The following is a 20,226-nucleotide window of genomic DNA, read 5'->3' on the forward strand; positions in this document are numbered from 1 at the left end:
CAGCTGGATTGGAAATGTCATCGTCCGTGTCTTCGACCCTCCCCGCTTTGACCGCACTTGCCCGCGCGGGTGCCGTGGGGCGCGGGTGGGAGCTATTTGCCATGGCAGGCCATGCACAGCGGAGCGACGATCCTGCGGCGTTGGCAGTAAAGGGCCGCTTGCTCAAGGGCAGGGCCCGGCTCTGCGCCGGAATCGAGCAAGCCGGACTTTTTGCCGAAGCGGCAGCGGCCTACGCGTCGGCCAATACCCTTGCGCCCGCTCCCTACCTGGCGATCAACGCCGCGAGCCTGAACCTGTTGGCCGGGGATCACACTGCGGCGGCAGAGGGCGCGCGGGGCGTGCTGGCACGGCTCGATGGTCCGGAACAGCCAGAAGACACGCCCTATTTCCTCGCGGCCACCCGCGCGGAGGCCCTGCTCCTGCTAGGCGACCGCCCCGGTGCCGAAGCGGCGATGGCGCAGGCGGCAGCATTCGATCCCGATGGCTGGGCCGACCGCGCCGCGACGATCGCACAGCTGCGCGAAGTGGCCGAGGCCAGGGGCGATGATGCCGCATGGATCGATCGCTTTGCTCCGCCCGCCAGCCTGCATTTTGCAGGGCACATGGGACTGCGATCGGGGGGAGAGAGCGAAATGGCGCTGGTCCGCGCGCTCGATTCCTGGCTCGACCGCAGCTCGATCGGGTTCGCCTGGGGTGCGCTGGCCGCCGGGGCCGACATTGTCATTGCCGAACGCCTGCTGGCTCGGTGTATTGAGTTGCATCTGGTGTTGCCTTGTCCGCCTGCGCAGTTTGAAGAGCAATCGGTCAGTCCGGCTGGTGCGGACTGGGTGGCGCGCTATCGCCAGGTGCTGGACCGGGCCACTTCGATCCGTCAGGCCGCCGACAGCGCGACCTCGGTCCACGACCCGCTGGCTACGTTGCATGCCGGCGAACTGGCGATCGGCGGCGCACTGAGCAACGCTGCAACGCTTGCCTCTGCCGCTTGCCAGCTGATCGTGACCGATGCCGAGGGCGGTGGGGCCAACACCGCACGGCAGGCCCGGTTGTGGCAAGCAGTCTGGGGGCAGCAACACTGCCTGACGATTGCGCGCGATACCGCCGTCGAAGCGATGTTTCCCCCCGAACAGCCCGATCCGGCGCGGATTCTGGCGGTGCACCTGGCGATTGGGCTCGACGCCCTGATGGCCCCTGCACCGATGACCTCAGCGGCAATCCAGGAACTGACAGCACCGGTCAACGATGTTCTTGCCGAACTGCCACCGGGCGCCGTGCGGGCTTCGCCGGGTCGCTGGGACGCGGTGATCGAGGATCTCGACCTGGCCCTGTCAACGATCGCCCGGCTGGCCGGACACCCTGATCTGGCAGTCGGCGCGCACCTGGCCATCGCGCCAGTGCTGCATGACCGGCCCAGTCAGGCCATGGTACCCTTTGGGCCAGCCCCTGCCCTGGCCCAGCGCTTGATGACACTTGCGCCGCCCGGCGTAACGCTGGCCAGCGGTCACCTGGCAGCGGCCATGGCGGTACGTGGCTCAGGGCTGCTGCGCAGCGAGTTCTATCATCCCGGCGAGGAAACAGCGGCCGGGGCGATCCATGCCCTGATCGCTCAATAAACCAGCTCTTCCAGCCGGTGCGGTGCCACCAGTTCCAGCCCGCCCGCAATCCGCCGCAGCACTCCGCGCTTCTCCAGCCCCGAAACCGTCCGTGAAACCGTTTCGCGGGTGGACTGCACGTCGAGCGCCAGTTCCGAAAAGACCGGGATCGGGCTGATCGTACCGCCCCCGGCCCGGGCCCGGCGAAGCAGTTCTGCAGCGATCCGGCCCGTGGCGGACAGCAGTGCCGTTTCAACCATCCGCTGCCGCATCGCCGCAATTCTGACCGAAAGAAACCGGGCCATGGCCAGGGCAACCGCTGGATAGCTTTCCATCAACCGGACCATCACCGAGGCGGCGAAATGCAGCGCCGCGCCCTCGCCCAGCGCCTCAACCTGGGCGCCTGACTGATCGGTACCGCTGCCAGCCAGATCGCCAAAGAACTCCCCCGGGCCGATGGTATGCAGCACCAGGCTCGCCCCTTCTCGGCCATAGGCAATTTCAGCGGCACGGCCCGCGGTCAGCAGGCTGGCAGCATCGTCGCCTTCGGCGCGGGGCCACAGCACTGCGCCGCGCCCATGCCCGGCCTCGCGGCCCAGCGTCGCAATCGTTGTGGCAAGCGCATCGCCGCAGCCAAATGCACTGCGCAGGACAGCCAGCGGATCGGGCCGATCAGTCATCCTTGGCCGCCCGTGCCACACCTGCTCGCCGGCCGGCATATCCTGTGAGTGCCCAAGTGTGACATTGGTTCGATTTCCTCGCGCCGTCAGACCGATAGCCGTCGGCCCAAACTGGTGCCACGCAACACCGGGATCGGCAATCGGCAATCGCGCGGCCAGCCGCGAGAAGCAATCTCCACCTGACGTTGTTGATACTTATCAATTACACAGCGCCCAAATCACCTATCCATGCGGCATGAATCAAGCCAAACTCAAGTTCGCCCTGTTTCTCGCCACCGCTCTTGGCGCCGCTGGTGCTGCCCAGGCTGACACGGCCAAGCCGCTGACCCCTTATGCCGATATCCGTTACCGGCTTGAGATTGTCGATCAGGCGGGCCTGCCCAATGATGCCACCGCATCGACCCTCAGGCTGCGTGCCGGGGTTCGAACCGCCGAATGGAACGGGCTTTCGGCCGTGGTTGAGGGCGAGGCGATCGCGGTGCTGGGCGCCGCGAGTTACAACGACACCGTCAACGGCAAGGTGGCCTATCCGATCGTCGCCGATCGCGGCGATGTGGTGCTCAACCAGGCCTTCCTGCGCTGGCGCCCGGTCAAGCAGGTCGAACTGACCGGAGGACGGCAGGCGATCAACCTCGATAACCAGCGCTGGGTCGGTTCGGTCGGCTGGCGCCAGAACGACCAGACCTTTGACGCCGGACGCCTGGTGATGAAGCCGGTCAAGGACCTGTCGATCGACTATTTCTATGCCTGGCGGGTCAACCGGGTGTTCGGCCCGGATTCGGCCCAGGGCATCTGGCGCAACACCGATATCCATTCGGTGCGCGCCGCCTATGCGATCAAGGACGTCGGCACGCTGTCGGCCTATGGACTGTGGCTGGATATTCCCTCCTCTCCGGCCAACTCGTCACGGACCCTGGGCGTGCGGATGGCTGGCGAGCGTAAGGTCGGCAAGCAGGCCAAGCTGCTCTATGCCGTCGAATATGCTCGTCAGCAGGACTTCGGAGTCAATCCGGCCAGCTACGACCTCTCGTACTTCCTAGCCGAACCAGGTCTGGGTTATGGACCCTTCACCCTGAAGGGCGGGTTCGAGCGGCTGGAAGGCAACGGCAGCGCGGCGGTGCAGAGCCCGCTCGCCACGCTGCACGCCTTCAACGGCTGGGCCGACAAGTTCCTGACCACGCCGACGCGCGGCCTGCGCGATATCTACCTCGATGCCAGCTGGAAGGCTGCCAAGGGACCGTTCAAGGGACTGGGGCTGCGCGCCGCCTGGCACGATTACAATTCGACAGTCGGCAGCCTCAACTATGGCCAGGAATGGAACGGCCAGATCAGCTATCCGATCGGCAAGCACCTGACCGTGCTGGGCAAGGTCGCGCGCTATGACGCAGATGCCTTCGCCACCGATACGACCAAGTTCTGGTTCAGCCTTGAGGCGAAGTTCTAGTCCATATCATCGCGGACCGGATCGGGCCGCGAGAATGCTTCGAGCGCGGCGCGGTCGGTGATTGCCACTGTCGCGCCGTCAACCTCCAGCCCATGCCCGCCCAGCACAGCAAAAGCGCGCGACAGGTTTTCGGGCGTCATGCCCAGCAGCGATGCCAGCAAGCGCTTTTCGGCCTTGAGCTGAACCCGCCCGGTTCCGCCCTGGCGGATCTCCTGCTGCAACAGCAGGTTGCCCAGCCGCTCGGCCGATTGGCGCAGCTTCATGTCGGTCAAGGCCCGGACCAGGTCGCGATAGGCCAGCGCCAGTTCGCGCATGGTCGCCTGCATCAGCGCGCAGTCTTCCTTCACCACTTCGCGCACCAGCGCGGCCGGAACCAGCAGGATCCGAGAAGAGGCCAGCGTGCGCGCCGACATCAGATAGGGCATGTCGGTAACCACCGCGGCCAGGATGAAGCTGGTGACCGGCTCGACGATCCGCATCGTCGTGTCGCGGCCCGCGCTGGTGGCATAGAGTTCAGCCAGACCATCGACCAGCACGTGCAGGAAATCCGGCCGCTGGCCCATTTCGAACAGTGTCAACTGGGGCGGAAAGACCTGCAGGAACGATCCTGAAAAGATCCGTTCGCGCTGGGCATCCTCCATTTCGCGAAACAGCGGAAGATGAGCAATTTCAGGCTTTTCACCGGGACGCACGACTGGCTTGGCTCCTTGAACAGAATGGCCTCTTAGCGCCTGACTTGATGTTCATCAATCGAACTCTTGATCTCCATCGCGGCGGGCGATGCGCCAGATCATGCCAGTTGCAGATTGGTCTAACTGCCCCGGGCAATTTGATCCCGATCAAGCCTATCGTCACCGCACGGTTCATGCCGGTGCCAGACACATGCAACAGGCGGGGAATTGCCATGCCACTTCAGCAGACAGTCAGCACCGGACAGCAGAACCGGGCGCTCGGACTTAGTACATTCGCTTTCACGATCTGCTTCGCGGTCTGGACGATCTTTGCGATCATCGGGATCGAGATAAAGACGGAGCTGGGGCTCAACGATACCCAGTTCGGGCTGCTGGTCGGCACCCCGATCCTGACCGGATCGCTGGTCCGCCTGTTCCTGGGGGTCTGGACTGACCAGTACGGTGGGCGGATCGTCTTCGCCCTGACCATGCTGGCCTCGGCGATCTCAACCGTGCTGCTGAGCCAGGCGACGACCTACCCGATGATGTTGCTGGCGGCGCTCGGACTGGGCCTGGCCGGCGGCGGTTTCGCGGTCGGCATTGCCTATGTTTCCAAGTGGTACCCGCAGGAAAAGCAGGGTTCCGCGCTCGGCTTCTTCGGGATGGGCAATGTCGGTGCGGCGATGACCAAGTTCGTCGCCCCCTGGGTGATGGTGGCCTATGGCTGGACCATGGTCGCCCAGATCTGGGCCGTCGCGCTGGCCGCAACCGCGGTGCTGTTCTTCCTGTTCGCCAAGGACGATCCCGATCTTACCGCCCGCAAGATCAGCGGGGAAAAGCCCAAGGGCCTGAAGGAACAGCTTGAACCGCTCAAGAACGAGCAGGTCTGGCGCTTTTCGCTCTATTACTTCTTCGTGTTCGGCGCCTTCGTTGCGCTGGCGCTGTGGCTGCCCAAGTACCTGATCGGCGTCTATGGCGTAGATGTGAAGGTTGCCGGCATGCTGGCTGCCACCTTCTCGCTCTCGGCCTCGATCTTCCGGGCCTATGGCGGCGTCCTGTCGGACCGCTATGGCGCGCGCAAGATCATGTACGCCACCTTCGGCGTCTCGATGCTGCTGCTGTTCATGCTGTCCTACCCGGCGACCGACTATGTGATCCACGGGGTCAAGGGTGACATCCACTTCTCGACCTCGATGAGCCTGGTGCCCTTCGTACTTGCGATCTTCGTGCTGGGCTTCTTCATGAGCCTGGGCAAGGCCGCAGTCTACAAGCACATCCCGGTCTACTATCCCGAACACGTCGGTTCGGTTGGCGGGCTGGTGGGCCTGGTCGGCGGGCTCGGCGGTTTCGTGCTGCCGATCGTGTTCGGTGCGGTCAGCGATCTGACCGGGATCTGGACCAGCTGCTTCATGGTGCTGTTCGCGCTGGTCGCGGTGGCGCTGGGCTGGATGCACCTAGCAATCCGCCAGATGGAACAGAAGGCTGCGGGCATCGATACCCGTTCGCTACCGCAGTTCCCCGAAATGGCCGACATCCACGACGCCGAAGTTCATGCCGCCCATGCGGTCAAGGACAAGGTTCTGACCGACTGGCGGCCTGAAGACTCCGCCTTCTGGGAGGAAACCGGCCAGAAGATCGCCAATCGCAACCTCTACATCTCGATCCCCGCGCTGTTGCTGGCCTTCAGCGTGTGGATGGTCTGGTCGGTGGTGGTCGCCAAGCTCCCCCTCATTGGCTTCGACTATACCACCGACCAGCTGTTCTGGCTGGCCGCACTGCCCGGTCTGTCGGGCGCGACCTTCCGGATCTTCTATAGCTTCATGGTGCCGATCTTCGGCGGGCGGCTGTGGACCACGCTCAGCACCGCTTCGCTGCTGATCCCCGCTTTCGGGATCGGCTATGCAGTGCAGAACCCGGATACGCCCTACTTCATCTTCCTGGTGCTGGCGCTGCTGTGCGGCTTTGGCGGCGGCAACTTTGCCTCGTCGATGTCGAACATCGGGTTCTTCTTCCCCAAGGCGAAGAAGGGCCACGCGCTGGCGATCAACGCGGGCCTGGGCAACCTGGGCGTCTCGGTGATGCAGTATGTGGTGCCGCTGGTGATCACCGCAGGCGTGTTCGGTGCGCTGGGCGGCGAAGCGCAGGCAACCAAGGAAGGCGGCGCGCTGTGGCTGCAGAACGCCGGCTTCATCTGGGTGCCGTTCATCATCGTCAGCACGCTGCTGGCCTGGTTCGGGATGAACGACATCGCCGATGCCAAGGCGAGCTTTGCCGAACAGTCGGTGATCTTCCAGCGCAAGCACAACTGGCTGATGTGCTGGCTCTACACCGGAACCTTCGGTTCGTTCATCGGCTTCTCGGCCGGGCTGCCCTTGCTCGCCAAGAGCCAGTTCCCTGATGTCAACGTGCTCAAGTACGTGTTCCTCGGGCCGCTGGTTGGTGCGATCAGTCGGGCTGCGACTGGTTGGGTGTCCGACCGCTGGGGCGGTGCGCGGGTGACCTTCTGGGTGTTCCTGGGCATGATCGTGGGTGCGATCAGTGTGGTCCACTTCCTCAACACCAAGGACTTCATGGGCTTCCTCGGCAGCTTCGTGTTCATGTTCTTCGTGACCGGGGTGGGCAATGCCTCGACCTTCCAGATGATCCCGAACATCATGCGTCAGGAAGTGCCGCGGCTGATGCCCGAACTCGATGCGGCCCAGCGCACCCGCCAGGCTGAAAAGGAATCGGCGGCAATCGTCGGCTTCACTTCGGCCATCGCCGCCTACGGCGCCTTCTTCATCCCCCGTGCCTTCGGGATGTCGATCAGCGCCACCGGCACGCCGCACGCCGCGCTCTATGGCTTCATCGCCTTCTACGCGAGCTGCGCCGCGCTGACCTGGTGGGCCTACACCCGCAAGGGTGGCCTGCTGCACGATGTTGAACGCGGCACCGCCGCAGTTGCCCCCACTGCCCAAGGAGCTACCGCATGAGCCACCTCCTCGACCGCCTGACCTTTTTCACCCAGAAAAAGGAGCAGTTCTCCGACGGTCACGGTGTTACCACCGCCGAAGCCCGCGATTGGGAGGACGGTTACCGCAAGCGCTGGCAGCACGACAAGATCGTGCGCAGCACGCACGGGGTCAACTGCACCGGATCGTGTTCGTGGAAGATCTACGTCAAGGGCGGGATCATCACCTGGGAAACCCAGCAGACCGACTATCCCAGGACCCGCCCCGAACTTCCCAACCACGAACCGCGCGGCTGTCCGCGCGGGGCGAGCTACAGCTGGTACATCTATTCGGCGCAGCGGCTGAAATACCCGCTGATCAGGAAGCGGCTGGTCAAGCTGTGGCGCGAGGCGCGCAAGGGTCTGCCGCCGATTGCCGCCTGGGCCTCGATCCAGGCCGATCCGGACAAGCGCAAGAGCTATACCGCGATCCGCGGCCATGGCGGCTTCGTCCGCTCGACCTGGGACGAGGTGAACGAGATCATCGCCGCCGCCAATGCCTATACCGCCAAGGAATGGGGACCGGACCGGGTGATCGGGTTCAGCCCGATCCCGGCGATGTCGATGGTCTCCTATGCCGCAGGCTCGCGCTATCTATCGCTGCTCGGCGGGACCTGCATGAGCTTCTACGACTGGTACTGCGACCTGCCGCCCTCCAGTCCGATGACCTGGGGTGAGCAGACCGACGTTCCCGAAAGCGCCGACTGGTACAATTCGGGCTTCCTGATGATGTGGGGTTCGAACGTGCCGCAGACGCGCACGCCCGACGCCCACTTCATGACCGAGGCGCGCTATCGCGGCACCAAGGTCGCGGTGGTCAGCCCCGACTATGCCGAAGCGACCAAGTTCGCCGACCTGTGGCTCAACCCCAAGCAGGGGACCGACGCGGCGCTGGCCATGGCGATGGGCCACGTGATCCTGCGCGAATTCCACCTCGACCGGCAGGTGCCTTATTTCGAGGACTACTGCCGCAAGTATTCGGACATGCCGATGCTGGTCCGGCTGGTCGAAAAGGACGGCCAGCTGGTGCCGGAACGCCTGCTGCGCGCCAGCGATTTCAAGGACGAGCTGGGAGAAAAGAACAACCCCGAATGGAAATGCGTGGCGATCGACGAGGCGAGCGACGAAGTCGTCACGCCTACGGGCAGTGCCGGCTTCCGCTGGGGTGAAAAGGGCAAGTGGAACCTCGAGGAGAAGGACGGCAAGGGCAGCGACGTCAAGCTGCGGATGACCGCGATCCTCGACAAGGACCACGACGAAGTAGTGGATGTCGCCTTCCCCTATTTCGGCAACCGCGAGCATGATCATTTCCAGGGCACCGACCATCCCGACGTGCTGCTGAAGCGCGTGCCGGTGCGCGAAATGGAGCTGAAGGACGGCCGTGCCTTTGTCGCCACGGTGTTCGACTTGTTCTGTGCCAACTATGGTCTCGACCGGGGCCTTGGCGGTGAACACGTCGCCCGCGATTTCAACGATTCCGCGCCCTACACCCCGGCCTGGGCCGAAAAGATCACCGGCGTCCCTGCCGATACGATCGTCACCGTGGCGCGCGAATTTGCCAGCAATGCCGAAAAGACCAACGGCAAGTCGATGGTTATCCTGGGGGCCGGGCTCAACCACTGGTACCACATGGACATGAATTACCGGGGGATCATCAATCTCCTGGTGATGTGCGGCTGCGTCGGCCAGTCGGGCGGGGGCTGGTCGCACTATGTCGGCCAGGAAAAGCTGCGCCCGCAGACCGGCTGGCTGCCGCTGGCCTTCGCGCTCGACTGGAATCGTCCGCCGCGCCAGATGAATTCGACCAGCTTCTTCTACGCGCACACCGACCAGTGGCGCTACGAGACGCTGGGCGTGGGCGAAATCCTGTCGCCGACTGCGCCCGACGGCGATTGGGATGCCAGCCTGATCGATTACAACGCGCGGGCCGAACGGATGGGCTGGCTGCCTTCTGCGCCGCAGCTCAAGACCAATCCGCTGGAAGTGGGCAAGGCGGCCAAGGCCTCGGGCATGGAGCCCAAGGACTATGTCGCCCAGGCGCTCAAGGCCGGCGATCTGGAGCTGTCGTGCTTCGATCCCGACGATCCGGCCAACTGGCCGCGCAACCTGTTCGTCTGGCGCTCAAACCTGCTGGGCAGCTCGGGCAAGGGGCATGAATACTTCCTCAAGCACCTGCTGGGCACCGCGCACGGCGTACAGGGCAAGGACCTGGGCGCCACCGACGGGCAAAAGCCCAAGGAAGTGAAGTGGCACGACGAGGCACCGCAAGGAAAACTGGACCTGCTGGTCACGCTCGACTTCCGGATGTCGACCACCTGCGTCTATTCGGACATCGTCCTGCCGACCGCCAGCTGGTACGAAAAGGACGACCTCAACACCTCTGACATGCACCCCTTCATCCACCCGCTGTCGGCCGCGGTCGATCCGGTGTGGGAATCGAAGAGCGACTGGGAAATCTACAAGGGGATCGCCAAGACCTTCTCCGAAGTGGCACCCGAAGTGCTGGGGGTGGAGCAGGACCTGGTGCTGGTCCCGATCCAGCATGACAGCCCCAACGAGATCGCCCAGCCGTTCGACGTGGCCGACTGGGGCCAGGGCCAGGTTGAGCCGATCCCCGGCAAGACAATGGCCAATGTTGCACTGGTTGAGCGGGATTATCCGAACCTTTACAAGCGCTTCACCGCGCTTGGGCCGCTGATGGACAAGCTTGGCAACGGCGGCAAGGGGATCGCCTGGAACACCGCGCACGAGGTGGAGAACCTGCGCAAGCTCAACGGCACGGTGCTGGAAGATGGCCCGACCAAGGGCATGCCCCGGATCGAGAGCGCGATCGATGCGGCCGAGGTGCTGCTGATGCTGGCGCCGGAAACCAACGGCGAAGTCGCGGTCAAGGCCTGGGAGGCGCTTTCGGCCAACACCGGGCGCGATCACACGCACCTGGCAAGGCCCAAGGAAGAGGAAAAGATCCGCTTCCGCGACATCCAGGCCCAGCCGAGGAAGATCATCTCCTCACCCACCTGGTCGGGGCTGGAAAGCGAACATGTGTGCTACAACGCAGGCTACACCAACGTCCATGAACTGATACCCTGGCGTACCCTGACGGGTAGACAACAGCTCTACCAGGATCACAAATGGATGCGCGCCTTTGGCGAAGCGTTCTGCGTCTATCGCCCGCCGATCGATACCAAGGCGGTCAAGCCGATGCTCGACCAGGCCGATGGCCAGCCGCACGTCATTCTCAACTTCATCACCCCGCACCAGAAGTGGGGGATCCATTCGACCTACACCGACAACCAGCTGATGCTGACCCTGTCGCGCGGCGGGCCGATCGTATGGATGAGCGAGAAGGACGCCGCCAAGGCCGGGCTGGTCGATAACGACTGGGTCGAGACCTTCAATTCGAACGGCGCGCTGGTCGCCCGCGTGGTGGTTTCGCAGCGGATGAAAGAGGGCACCCTGTTCATGTACCATGCCCAGGAAAAGCACGTGAACGTGCCGGGCTCGCCGCTTACCGGCCAGCGCGGAGGGATCCACAATTCGGTGACCCGCGCGATCCTGAAACCCACCCACATGATCGGCGGTTACGTACAGCAGGCCTATGGCTTCAACTACTACGGCACCGTCGGTTCCAACCGCGACGAATATGTCATCGTCCGCAAGCTCAGCAAGGTTGACTGGCTCGAAGGCGAGCTGGCCAGCGGGGAGACCGCAGCATGAAGGTCCGTGCGCAAATCGGCAAAGTCCTCAACCTCGACAAGTGCATCGGCTGCCATACCTGCTCGATCACCTGCAAGAACGTCTGGACCAGCCGCGAGGGCGTTGAATACGCCTGGTTCAACAATGTCGAAAGCAAGCCCGGTGTCGGCTTTCCCAAGGACTGGGAAAACCAGCAGCGCTGGAACGGCGGGTGGGAACGCACTCCGTCCGGCTCGATCCGGCCCCGGATGGGCGGCAAGTGGCGGCTGCTGGCGAAGATCTTCGCCAATCCCGACCTGCCCGAGATCGACGACTACTACGAACCCTTCACTTTCGATTACGGCCACCTGCAATCGGCGCCTGAATCGAAGGCCTTCCCCACCGCGCGGCCGCGCAGCCTGATCACCGGCGAGCGGATCGAGAAGATCGAGAACGGGCCGAACTGGGAGGAAATCCTGGGCGGCGAGTTTTCGAAGCGTTCGCAGGACTACAACTTTGAAGGGGTCCAGAAGGAGATCTACGGCGAGTTCGAGAACACCTTCATGATGTACCTGCCAAGGCTGTGCGAGCACTGCCTCAACCCGACCTGTGTCGCGGCCTGCCCCTCAGGCTCGATCTACAAGCGCGAGGAAGACGGCATCGTCCTGATCGACCAGGAGAAATGCCGCGGCTGGCGGATGTGCGTATCGGGCTGCCCCTACAAGAAGATCTACTTCAACTGGAAGACCGGCAAGAGCGAGAAGTGCATCTTCTGCTATCCCCGGATCGAGGCCGGCGAGCCGACCGTCTGCAGCGAAACCTGCGTCGGGCGGATCCGCTATCTGGGCGTCATGCTCTATGACGCCGACAGGATCGAGGCGGCGGCCAGCACCGAGAATGTCGAGGACCTCTATCAGGAACAGCTCGACATCTTCCTGGATCCCAACGATCCCGAAGTGATCGCGCAGGCCCGCAAGGATGGCGTGCCCGAAAGCTGGCTGGAAGCCGCGCGGCAATCGCCGGTTTGGAAGATGGCGATGGAATGGAAGGTCGCCTTCCCGCTCCACCCTGAATACCGCACCCTGCCGATGGTCTGGTACGTGCCGCCGCTTTCGCCGATCAATTCGGCGGCCAGCGCCGGCAAGATTGCCGCGCACAACGGCATGCCCGATGTCCGCAGCTTGCGCATCCCGGTGAAGTACCTCGCCAACCTGCTGACCGCAGGCAAGGAGGCCCCGGTGATCGAGGCGCTGGAACGGATGCTGGCGATGCGCGCCTACATGCGCGGCAAGACCGTGGACGGCGTGATCGGTGAGGAGATCGCCCGCGAGGTTGGCCTGACCCCGGCCCAGATCGAAGAGATGTACCACGTGATGGCAATCGCCAATTACGAGGACCGCTTCGTGATCCCCAGCGGTCACCGCGAGGATGTGGAAGACATGTACGCCGAAAAGGGCGGCTGCGGCTTCTCGCTGGGCAATGGCTGCTCGGGCGGAACCAGCAGCGCCAACCTGTTCGGCGCACCGGCCCGCAAGAAGCTCCAGACTCCGACGCCCCAAATTTCCGGGGAGGTTTTCTGATGCGCCTGACCCTACGCGTCCTATCCGCACTGCTGCGCTATCCCGACGAGGGTGTGCACGGCGGAACCGCCGAACTGGCCCAGGCGCTGGCCGCCGATGGGCTGATCTCACCCGATCAGCGCGCCAGCCTGACCCCGCTGTTCGAACGCCTTGCCGCGTCCGACCTGCTTGATGCGCAGGAAGACTATGTCGTGCTGTTCGATCGCGGACGGGCGGTATCGCTGCACCTGTTCGAACACGTCCACGGCGAAAGCCGCGACCGCGGCCAGGCGATGGTCGATCTGCGTGATCGCTATGAAGCGCAGGGGCTGGAAATCACGGCCAGGGAACTGCCCGATTACCTGCCGCTGTTCCTGGAATACCTCTCGATCCTGCCGCCGGAACAGGCGCTGGAGGAACTGGCCCAGCCGGGCGTGATCCTGTCTGCGCTGGCCGAGCGGCTGGAGGAAAAGGGCACGCCCTATGCCGCGCCGCTGCGGATCCTGGCCGACCTGGCCGGCGCCGGGGGCGAGGCCTTCGAGATCGCCCCCGCCGACGATCCGGACAACCTCGCCCAGCTCGATGCCGCCTGGGAGGAAGAGCAGGTCCGCTTCGACGCGCCGCTCGCGCCAGGAACCGCCGATTGCCCTCAGGTCACCGCAATGGTTGACCGCATGCTTAGCCAAGAACCTGTCAGGAGCCCGATCCATGGCTGATTTCCTTCACCACCTGTTGTTCGGGATCTATCCCTATCTTGCGCTGGCCGTGCTGGCGGTCGGATCGGTAATCCGGTACGATCGCGAACCCTATTCCTGGCGTGCCGGATCCAGCCAGCTGCTGCGCCGCAAGCAGCTGATCGTCGGGTCGGTGCTATTCCATGTGGGCGCGCTGGTGATCTTCCTGGGGCATGTCGGCGGGCTGCTGACCCCGATCGCGATCTGGGATGCGCTGGGCGTGCCGCACGGGGCCAAGCAATTGCTGGCAATGGTTGCCGGCGGGGTGGCCGGGGTGATGGCGATCATCGGTGCCACCTTGTTGATCCATCGCCGCTTCTTCGATTCCCGGGTACGCGCCGCTTCCAGCTTCAGCGACAACATGGTGATCGTGCTGCTGTGGTGCCAGCTGGCACTGGGGCTGGCGACGATCCCGGTATCGGCCCAGCACCTTGACGGCCATGAAATGGTCAAGTTCATGGAATGGGCGCAGGGCATCTTCACCTTCCGCGCCGGCGCATCAGACCTGATCCGTGATGTCGCCCCGGTGTTCAAGCTGCACCTGTTCCTGGGCTTGACGATCCTGCTGCTGTTCCCGTTCACCCGGCTGGTTCACATGCTGAGCGCGCCGGTGCGCTATATCTGGCGGCCCGGCTATCAGGTGGTCCGTTCGCGCAGGCTCGCCTCGTGAACGCCGAGCCGATCCTGGTCGGCGGGCACGAGATCCCGGCCGAGGCCATCGCCGCCGAGGCGCAGAACCATCCCGCGCCCAGCGCCGAAGCGGCCTGGGCCGCGGCTGCCGAGGCACTGGCGGTGCGCCAGTTGCTGCTGGACGAAGCCGAGCGGCTGGAGCTGGAGCCGGGCGATCTGCGTGATGCGGCCGGACAGGCCCTGACCCGCGAGGACGCGCTGATCGATGCGCTGCTGGCCCAGACGATCCAGACCCCCAAGGCCGATGAGGAAAGCTGCCGCCGGTTCTATGCCAGCCATCCCGAACGCTTCACCACGCCGCTGCTGGTCGAAGCCGCGCACATCCTGATCGAGGCCGATCCGGCTGATGAGTTCGCGATGGGGCTGGCCACCGGCGATGCCCGCACGCTGATCCGCCAGCTCCAGACCGATCCGGCCCGCTTTGGCGAACTGGCGCGCGAGCATTCGGCCTGCCCATCGCGGCAGCAGGGCGGGATGATCGGCCAGGTCCAGGCCGGGCAGATGGTCAAGCCGTTCGAACAGGCACTGTTCGAACTGCCCGCCGATACCCTGTGCCCCAATCCGGTCCGCACCCGCTTTGGCGTCCACGTCATCCGCAGCGGCCACCGCACCGAAGCCCGGCAATTGCCGTTCGAGGCAGTGCAGGCGCTGATCGGCGAATATCTGGAAGAGGCCAGCTATCGCCACGCAGTGGCGCAATACATCGCGATCCTGGCCGAACAGGCCGGGGTCAGCGGGGTTGAACTGGCGAACTGATCTGCCGGCTCGTCGCCGGCAGCCAGCGCATGCGCAACCAGCTGGGTGCAAGATATCCTTGCCATCCTGAGGCCTGGCGTCATCTAATTGCGGCGCGTCCTGTTCTCGCAGGATTCTCTCGCCGCTGATCCAGGAACCGATCCGATGACCGCGCATGCCAAGTACCCGCACGTATTCTCTCCGCTCAAGGTGGCCGGGACCACGCTCAAGAACCGGATCCTGATGGGATCAATGCATACGGGCCTGGAAGACCTGCCCGATGCGGCCGAGCGGCTGTCGGCCTATTTCGTCGATCGCGCCCGGGGCGGCGTAGGGATGATCATAACCGGCGGGATCGGCCCACACCCCACCGCCGGGCATGGCGCCAAGCTGCTGAACGACGAAGACGCGGCAATGCACAGGCAGGTGACCGACGCGGTTCATGCCGCCGCGCCCGACGTGAAGATCGTGATGCAGATCCTGCACACCGGGCCACTGGCCGGGACGCCCGATTGCGTTGCGCCATCGCCGGTCAAATCCCGGATCGGACGGTTCGCGCCCAACGAACTGACCGAAGAAGGGATCGAGGAGCAGATTGCCGCCTTTGCCAATTGCGCGCGGCTGGCCAGGCAGGCCGGCTATGACGGGGTCGAGATCATCGGTTCGGCGGGCTATCTGATTTCGACCTTCCTGGTCGAAAAGACCAATCAGCGCAGCGACCAGTGGGGCGGATCGTGGGAAAGCCGGATGCGTTTTCCGGTCGAAGTGGTGCGCCGGGTCCGTGCGGCCGTTGGTCCGGACTTCATCTTCGTGTTCCGTATCTCGGCGATGGACATGCTGCAGGGCGGGCTTGCCTGGGATGAGGTGGTCAGCCTCGCCAAGGCGCTCGAGGCCGAAGGGGTGGACGTGATCTCCACGCATTTCTGCTGGCACGAAAGTTTCGTCCCGACGATCGCCACCATGGTCCCGCGGGCGGCCTTTGCCCAGGTCACCGGGCGGCTGCGCAAGGAGCTGACCATCCCGCTGATCACCAGCAACCGGATCAACATGCCCGATGTGGCCGAAGAGGTGCTGGCGCAAGGCCACGCCGATCTGGTTTCGATGGCCCGGCCGATGCTGGCCGATGCCGATCTGGTCAACAAGGCCTTCGAAGGCCGCGAGGACGAGATCAACACCTGCATCGCCTGCAACCAGGCCTGCCTTGACCACACCTTCACCGGCAAGCTGACCAGCTGCCTGGTCAACGCCCGCGCCTGCCGCGAGGTGGACATTGCAATCACGCCCGCCGCCACGGCGAAGACCATCGCCGTGGTCGGCGCCGGGCCAGCCGGGCTGGCCTACGCCACGATCGCAGCCGAACGCGGCCACCGGGTGACACTGTACGACGCGGCCCAGGAAATCGGCGGACAGTTCAACCTTGCCAAGCGGATTCCCGGCAAGGAGGAATTCCACGAAACGCTGCGCTATTTTGCCCGGATGATCCAGCTGCGCGGGGTGACTCTGCGGTTGGGAACGCGGGTCGATGTAGCCTTGCTCAAGCAAGCCGGTTTTGACGAGGTCGTGGTCGCGACCGGGATCAATCCGCGCACGCCGGCGATCGAAGGGATCGGTCATCCCAAGGTGGTCCGCTACATTGATGTGATCGCTGGCCGGGCCGAAGTGGGGCAGAAGGTTGCGATCATGGGTGCGGGCGGGATCGGGTTCGATGTGGCCGAACTGATCACCCACGCCGGGATCAGCGCCTCGCTCGATGTGGATACCTTCGCGAAGGAATGGGGGATCGATTTCAGGAACCACCCGCGCGGCGGCGTGACCGGGATCGAACCGCAGGTTGCCAGCAACGGCCGCGAGGTTACGCTGTTGCAGCGCAAGGCCACCCCGGTCGGCCAGGGCCTGGGCCGCACCACCGGCTGGACCCACCGCCTGACCTTGCAGCGCCGCGGCGTGAAGATGGTTTCGGGGGTCGAATACCACAGCATCGACGATCAGGGCCTGCACTGCACGATCGGCGGCGAACCCCAGCTGCTCGATGTCGATACGGTGATCCTGTGCGCCGGGCAGGAAAGCGAACGCAGCCTTTATGACGCGCTGCTCGCCGAAGGAATCAAGGCCCAACTGATCGGCGGCGCCTTTGAAGCCAGCGAACTCGACGCCAAGCGTGCGATCCAGCAGGCGACCGAACTGGCGGCGGCGGCATGAGCAGCGACCACGCTTCGCCGCCGCTCCTCAGGCACGATCGGGACGGGGTTGTAACCCTCGAAATGAACCGGCCGCAGCAATACAACGCCTTGTCAAATGCGTTGCTGGAGGCGCTGCAGGGCGAGCTGGACGCACTTCGCGCGGATGCAACCGTCCGCTGCGTGGTCCTTGCCGGCGCAGGCAAGGCCTTCTGCGCGGGGCACGATCTGCGTGAAATGCGGCAACAAGCCGGGATTGACGATCATCGCGCCCTGTTCGCGCGCTGCAGCAAGGTCATGGAAGCAATCCGGACCCTTCCGGTGCCGGTCATCGCGCGCGTTCACGGCACCGCGACCGCCGCGGGTTGCCAGCTGGTGGCAAGCTGCGATCTGGCGATTGCCGCGCAGTCGGCCCGGTTCGCGGTTTCGGGCATCAATCTGGGACTGTTCTGCTCAACCCCAGCTGTCGCCCTGTCGCGCAACGTCCTGGCCAAGCGGGCGTTCGATATGCTGGTGACAGGCCGGTTCATCGATGCCCCCACCGCCGCCGAATGGGGTCTGATCAACGAGGCCGTCGCCGACAGCGACCTTGACGCCGCAGTGGGCCGGCTGACCGCCCAGATCACCGCCAAAAGCATGGCCGCAATCCGCCACGGAAAGGCCTTGTTCTACAGACAGCTGCCGATGGACCTGAGCGAAGCCTATACCTGCGCCGGAGAGGTCATGGCCCAGAACATGCTGGAGCCCGACGCCTGTGAGGGAATAGACGCCTTCATCGAGAAACGCCCACCGAACCAGACGCGCTAGAGCATCAAGTCTGGGGAGGGAAAACGCGAAACGCCCCCAATCAAGGCCACCGCAACAAACCAGGAAAAGCGCCAAAGCAACACACGCACAACTTTATCGCTCAGAAACCAAACGATAAAGTTGAAGTATGGTGCCCAGAAGAGGACTCGAACCTCCACGCCGTTTCCAGCGCCGCCACCTGAAGACGGTGCGTCTACCAATTCCGCCATCTGGGCACGGAGGCAGCGGGCCATGTCGCCTGCTGCCGGGGTAGGAGCGCGCCACTAGCCGGGCGATGCGGGGGTGTCAACGCCCTCTTGAGCATTGGGGCGCAGATTGTTGCTGCCAGCCCGCTCAGGCGTTGAGATCGGCGTAGTGGCTGGGCGGCTGGATTACTTCCATGCGCTCGGCCAGCAGCGGACGGAAGCTGGGGCGGCTCTTGAACACGGCATACCAGGCCGCAGCCTGTTCGTGCCCTGACCAGTCGAGCCCGCCAAGGTAATCCGCAACCGAGATCTGGGCGGCGGCGGCGAGGTCGGCCAGGCTCATCGTTGCGCCGGCCAGCCACTGGCGGTGATCGACCAGATGATCGATGTAATAGAGATGCTCGTGCGCCAGCTTCATTGCTTCGCGCAGCACGCGGCTGTCAGGCGACATCCGCCAGACCAGCCGCTTCTTCATCCGTTCGTGCAGCAGCGGCGCGGTGACATCGCCGAAAAAGTTCTCATCGAACAGCGCGACCAGCCGGCGGATTTCCGCGCGGTTGGCCGCGGTGCCGTTGATCAACGGCTGCTTGTCGACCGTTTCCTCGAAATATTCGCAGATCGCGCGGCTATCGACCAGGGTCAGCCCCTTGGACGGATCGTGCAGCACCGGGGTGCGCCCGGCTGGATTGAGTGCCAGGAATTCGTCGCGGGCTTCCCACGGGTTTTCGCGCCACAATTCATAGGGCACGCCCTTTTCGCTCATCAGCAGGCGAACCTTGCGGCTGAAGGGGCACAGGGGAAACTGGTAGAGCTGCCACATGACACCGCCATGACGCAGCGCGAATCGGGGTTCAACCCGCTGCAAGACCGGGCGGGAAATTAATCAGGTGGAAAACTGTGCTCAGCGGTTAGCCAGCAGACCTTCACGCAGCCCCGCACGGGTCACGCTGAGACTGGCGGGCTGCAGTTCGCCGACCAGCGCCACCAGCAGGGCCGCGGCATGTTCGAGCTGTGCGGCGCGCGCAGCGTCGATCCCGGGCAGTGCAGCCAGCCGCTCCGGTCCCATCCGGCGGGTATAGGTTTTGAGCCGCCGCGCCTCTTCAGGCGCGAAGGCGGCAGCCGGATCATGCTTGCCCAGCCTGGCCTCGATCTTGGCCAGGCACCGCCACGAACCGCCAACCAGATAGAGTTCCTGACCCTGGGCCGGCGGGATCCAGTCGAGCGGGGCGAGCAACTTCTTCACCGCCTTGCGCAAACGCCCGCGACCTTCGGCGCGGATCGCCGCGACCCGCATCACGCCCAGCGGGAACGAGACGCATTCGTGCACCGCGCCGCCCGCAACCCTGGCCAGTTCGAGACTGCCGCCGCCCAGATCGGCAACGATCCCTTGCGCCTTGGGGAAATGCGCCAGCACCCCCCGAGCCGAGGCGCGCGCCTCATTCTCGCCCGAAAGCAGCTCGGCTGGCAGGCCCAATGCACTGACCGCCTTGAGGAACTCACGACCGTTAGCGGCCTCGCGCACAGCCGCAGTGGCAACGACACGCAAATGTTGGGGCTTGATCAGGGCGACCAGCGCTGCGAAGCGCTTGAGCGTAGCGAGTGCCAAAGCGCGCGCCTCACGGTCGATTCGACCGGTAGCCACGACACCTCGGCCCAGCCCGGCCAGGACCTTGTCGTTGTACAGCACCTCGCGATCCGGGCCGAACACGACCAGCCGGACCGAATTGGAACCGATATCAATGATCGCTTGACGAAAAGGCGCCCTGGACATGCCAGAGCGCCTAATCCGAAACTGCCGCGATGGCCAGTGTCAGTCGAGCCGGCGGAAATCGCGTTCCATCTGTTCGCTGATCGCTTCAAGCTGGGGCATCATTTCATCGAGCATGCCGGTCATCGATGCCATCGCCGTCATCATGCCGGGAACCCGGCGCTTGATTTCGCGGGGCATCTGCCGCGCTTCGGGGCCAGCCAGATCGCCCAGCGTAGCGCCGCGCGGAATGCGCCGCGCAGCATCCGACTCGCCCATCGCCTCCATTGCCTTGGCCAGCGGTGCGGCCTTCATGTTGAGCATCATCCCGAACATGGCGCCCATGGCATTGGCGACAGCCTGCTGGTTGCGGGGATCTTCCAGCTGGCGCGCCATCTCCGCGCCTTCATGCGATTGCTCGCGGGCCATGGCCGGAGCCGGCACCAGCGCGAGTGCAACGAGCGGCGTCAGGGCCGCAGAGACGAAACGCTTGGACATCGAATCAACCCTCCAACCCGAAAGCGGGTGCGCATGGGGCAATAGA

Annotated in this window: 15 protein-coding genes and 1 tRNA gene; 10 read left to right on the top strand and 6 right to left on the bottom strand. The window is 64.5% G+C overall.

Features of this window, described 5'->3' with window-relative positions; genetic code table 11:
* Nucleotides 1–101: 101 nt before the first annotated feature.
* On the top strand, nt 102–1,610 hold the full coding sequence (locus tag IT549_RS02125; RefSeq protein ID WP_292969625.1) for a hypothetical protein: 1,509 nt from the start codon (nt 102–104) through the stop codon (nt 1,608–1,610).
* On the opposite strand, the gene IT549_RS02130 is transcribed toward IT549_RS02125, so the two are convergent.
* Complete coding sequence (locus IT549_RS02130; RefSeq protein WP_292969626.1) at nt 1,604–2,269, bottom strand: Crp/Fnr family transcriptional regulator; 666 nt, start codon at nt 2,267–2,269, stop codon at nt 1,604–1,606. The two genes, IT549_RS02125 and IT549_RS02130, sit on opposite strands and share 7 nt — an antisense overlap.
* 235 nt (nt 2,270–2,504) lie before the next feature.
* On the opposite strand from IT549_RS02130, the gene IT549_RS02135 reads away from it, so the two are divergent.
* Nucleotides 2,505–3,713 (top strand): alginate export family protein, encoded by a 1,209-nt coding sequence (locus IT549_RS02135; RefSeq protein ID WP_292969627.1) that lies wholly within the window; start codon nt 2,505–2,507, stop codon nt 3,711–3,713.
* Here the strand turns inward: IT549_RS02135 and IT549_RS02140 are convergent.
* Entirely contained in the window at nt 3,710–4,405 is a 696-nt protein-coding gene (locus IT549_RS02140; protein ID WP_292969628.1) for a cyclic nucleotide-binding domain-containing protein, read from the bottom strand. The two genes, IT549_RS02135 and IT549_RS02140, sit on opposite strands and share 4 nt — an antisense overlap.
* Before the next feature lie 212 nt (nt 4,406–4,617).
* Between IT549_RS02140 and IT549_RS02145 the strand changes: the two genes are divergently transcribed.
* The 8 genes from IT549_RS02145 (at nt 4,618) to IT549_RS02180 (ending at nt 17,750) form a co-directional block, all read left to right on the top strand.
* The gene (locus tag IT549_RS02145; RefSeq protein ID WP_292969629.1) at nt 4,618–7,356 is read left to right on the top strand and encodes an MFS transporter; all 2,739 of its coding nucleotides are present in this window, start codon (nt 4,618–4,620) and stop codon (nt 7,354–7,356) included.
* Nucleotides 7,353–11,090 (top strand): nitrate reductase subunit alpha, encoded by a 3,738-nt coding sequence (locus IT549_RS02150; protein WP_292969630.1) that lies wholly within the window; start codon nt 7,353–7,355, stop codon nt 11,088–11,090. The genes IT549_RS02145 and IT549_RS02150 overlap by 4 nt, the downstream gene beginning before the upstream one ends.
* Nucleotides 11,087–12,628 carry a nitrate reductase subunit beta gene (narH, locus tag IT549_RS02155; protein WP_292969631.1) on the top strand — a complete coding sequence of 514 codons (1,542 nt, stop codon included), beginning with the start codon at nt 11,087–11,089 and terminating at the stop codon, nt 12,626–12,628. Before IT549_RS02150 ends, narH begins: the two co-directional genes overlap by 4 nt.
* Nucleotides 12,628–13,323 (top strand): nitrate reductase molybdenum cofactor assembly chaperone, encoded by a 696-nt coding sequence (gene narJ, locus IT549_RS02160; protein ID WP_292969632.1) that lies wholly within the window; start codon nt 12,628–12,630, stop codon nt 13,321–13,323. Before narH ends, narJ begins: the two co-directional genes overlap by 1 nt.
* Nucleotides 13,316–14,011, top strand: coding sequence for a respiratory nitrate reductase subunit gamma (gene narI / locus IT549_RS02165; protein WP_292969633.1), 696 nt, complete (start codon nt 13,316–13,318; stop codon nt 14,009–14,011). The genes narJ and narI overlap by 8 nt, the downstream gene beginning before the upstream one ends.
* Entirely contained in the window at nt 14,008–14,787 is a 780-nt protein-coding gene (locus tag IT549_RS02170) for a peptidylprolyl isomerase (RefSeq protein WP_292969634.1), read from the top strand. Before narI ends, IT549_RS02170 begins: the two co-directional genes overlap by 4 nt.
* A gap of 144 nt (nt 14,788–14,931) precedes the next feature.
* A complete protein-coding gene (locus tag IT549_RS02175; protein WP_292969635.1) occupies nt 14,932–16,965 on the top strand; it encodes an NADPH-dependent 2,4-dienoyl-CoA reductase in 2,034 nt (677 codons plus the stop codon).
* Entirely contained in the window at nt 16,962–17,750 is a 789-nt protein-coding gene (locus IT549_RS02180) for an enoyl-CoA hydratase (protein ID WP_292969636.1), read from the top strand. Before IT549_RS02175 ends, IT549_RS02180 begins: the two co-directional genes overlap by 4 nt.
* A gap of 128 nt (nt 17,751–17,878) precedes the next feature.
* On the opposite strand, the gene IT549_RS02185 is transcribed toward IT549_RS02180, so the two are convergent.
* From IT549_RS02185 to IT549_RS02200, 4 genes are all read right to left on the bottom strand, one after another.
* Nucleotides 17,879–17,965: transfer RNA gene (locus tag IT549_RS02185), tRNA-Leu, on the bottom strand.
* Between the two features lie 118 nt (nt 17,966–18,083).
* Nucleotides 18,084–18,755: a glutathione S-transferase family protein gene (locus IT549_RS02190; RefSeq protein ID WP_292969637.1), complete on the bottom strand. Its 672-nt coding sequence runs from the start codon at nt 18,753–18,755 to the stop codon at nt 18,084–18,086.
* A gap of 81 nt (nt 18,756–18,836) precedes the next feature.
* A complete protein-coding gene (locus tag IT549_RS02195) occupies nt 18,837–19,706 on the bottom strand; it encodes a hypothetical protein (RefSeq protein WP_292969638.1) in 870 nt (289 codons plus the stop codon).
* A gap of 39 nt (nt 19,707–19,745) precedes the next feature.
* A complete protein-coding gene (locus IT549_RS02200; protein ID WP_292969639.1) occupies nt 19,746–20,180 on the bottom strand; it encodes a hypothetical protein in 435 nt (144 codons plus the stop codon).
* Nucleotides 20,181–20,226 lie beyond the last annotated feature (46 nt).

Source organism: Novosphingobium sp. (assembly GCF_020852455.1).
GTDB lineage: Bacteria > Pseudomonadota > Alphaproteobacteria > Sphingomonadales > Sphingomonadaceae > Novosphingobium.

Bases quoted from the DNA above. Each gene is read 5' to 3' on its own strand.
- IT549_RS02125 (WP_292969625.1), top strand. From the start codon at position 102: ATGGCAGGCCATGCACAGCGGAGCGACGATCCTGCGGCGTTGGCAGTA.
- IT549_RS02180 (WP_292969636.1), top strand. From the start codon at position 16,962: ATGAGCAGCGACCACGCTTCGCCGCCGCTCCTCAGGCACGATCGGGAC.
- narH (WP_292969631.1), top strand. From the start codon at position 11,087: ATGAAGGTCCGTGCGCAAATCGGCAAAGTCCTCAACCTCGACAAGTGC.
- IT549_RS02175 (WP_292969635.1), top strand. From the start codon at position 14,932: ATGACCGCGCATGCCAAGTACCCGCACGTATTCTCTCCGCTCAAGGTG.
- IT549_RS02195 (WP_292969638.1), bottom strand. From the start codon at position 19,706: ATGTCCAGGGCGCCTTTTCGTCAAGCGATCATTGATATCGGTTCCAAT.
- IT549_RS02130 (WP_292969626.1), bottom strand. From the start codon at position 2,269: ATGACTGATCGGCCCGATCCGCTGGCTGTCCTGCGCAGTGCATTTGGC.
- IT549_RS02190 (WP_292969637.1), bottom strand. From the start codon at position 18,755: ATGTGGCAGCTCTACCAGTTTCCCCTGTGCCCCTTCAGCCGCAAGGTT.
- IT549_RS02150 (WP_292969630.1), top strand. From the start codon at position 7,353: ATGAGCCACCTCCTCGACCGCCTGACCTTTTTCACCCAGAAAAAGGAG.
- narJ (WP_292969632.1), top strand. From the start codon at position 12,628: ATGCGCCTGACCCTACGCGTCCTATCCGCACTGCTGCGCTATCCCGAC.
- narI (WP_292969633.1), top strand. From the start codon at position 13,316: ATGGCTGATTTCCTTCACCACCTGTTGTTCGGGATCTATCCCTATCTT.
- IT549_RS02200 (WP_292969639.1), bottom strand. From the start codon at position 20,180: ATGTCCAAGCGTTTCGTCTCTGCGGCCCTGACGCCGCTCGTTGCACTC.
- IT549_RS02135 (WP_292969627.1), top strand. From the start codon at position 2,505: ATGAATCAAGCCAAACTCAAGTTCGCCCTGTTTCTCGCCACCGCTCTT.
- IT549_RS02145 (WP_292969629.1), top strand. From the start codon at position 4,618: ATGCCACTTCAGCAGACAGTCAGCACCGGACAGCAGAACCGGGCGCTC.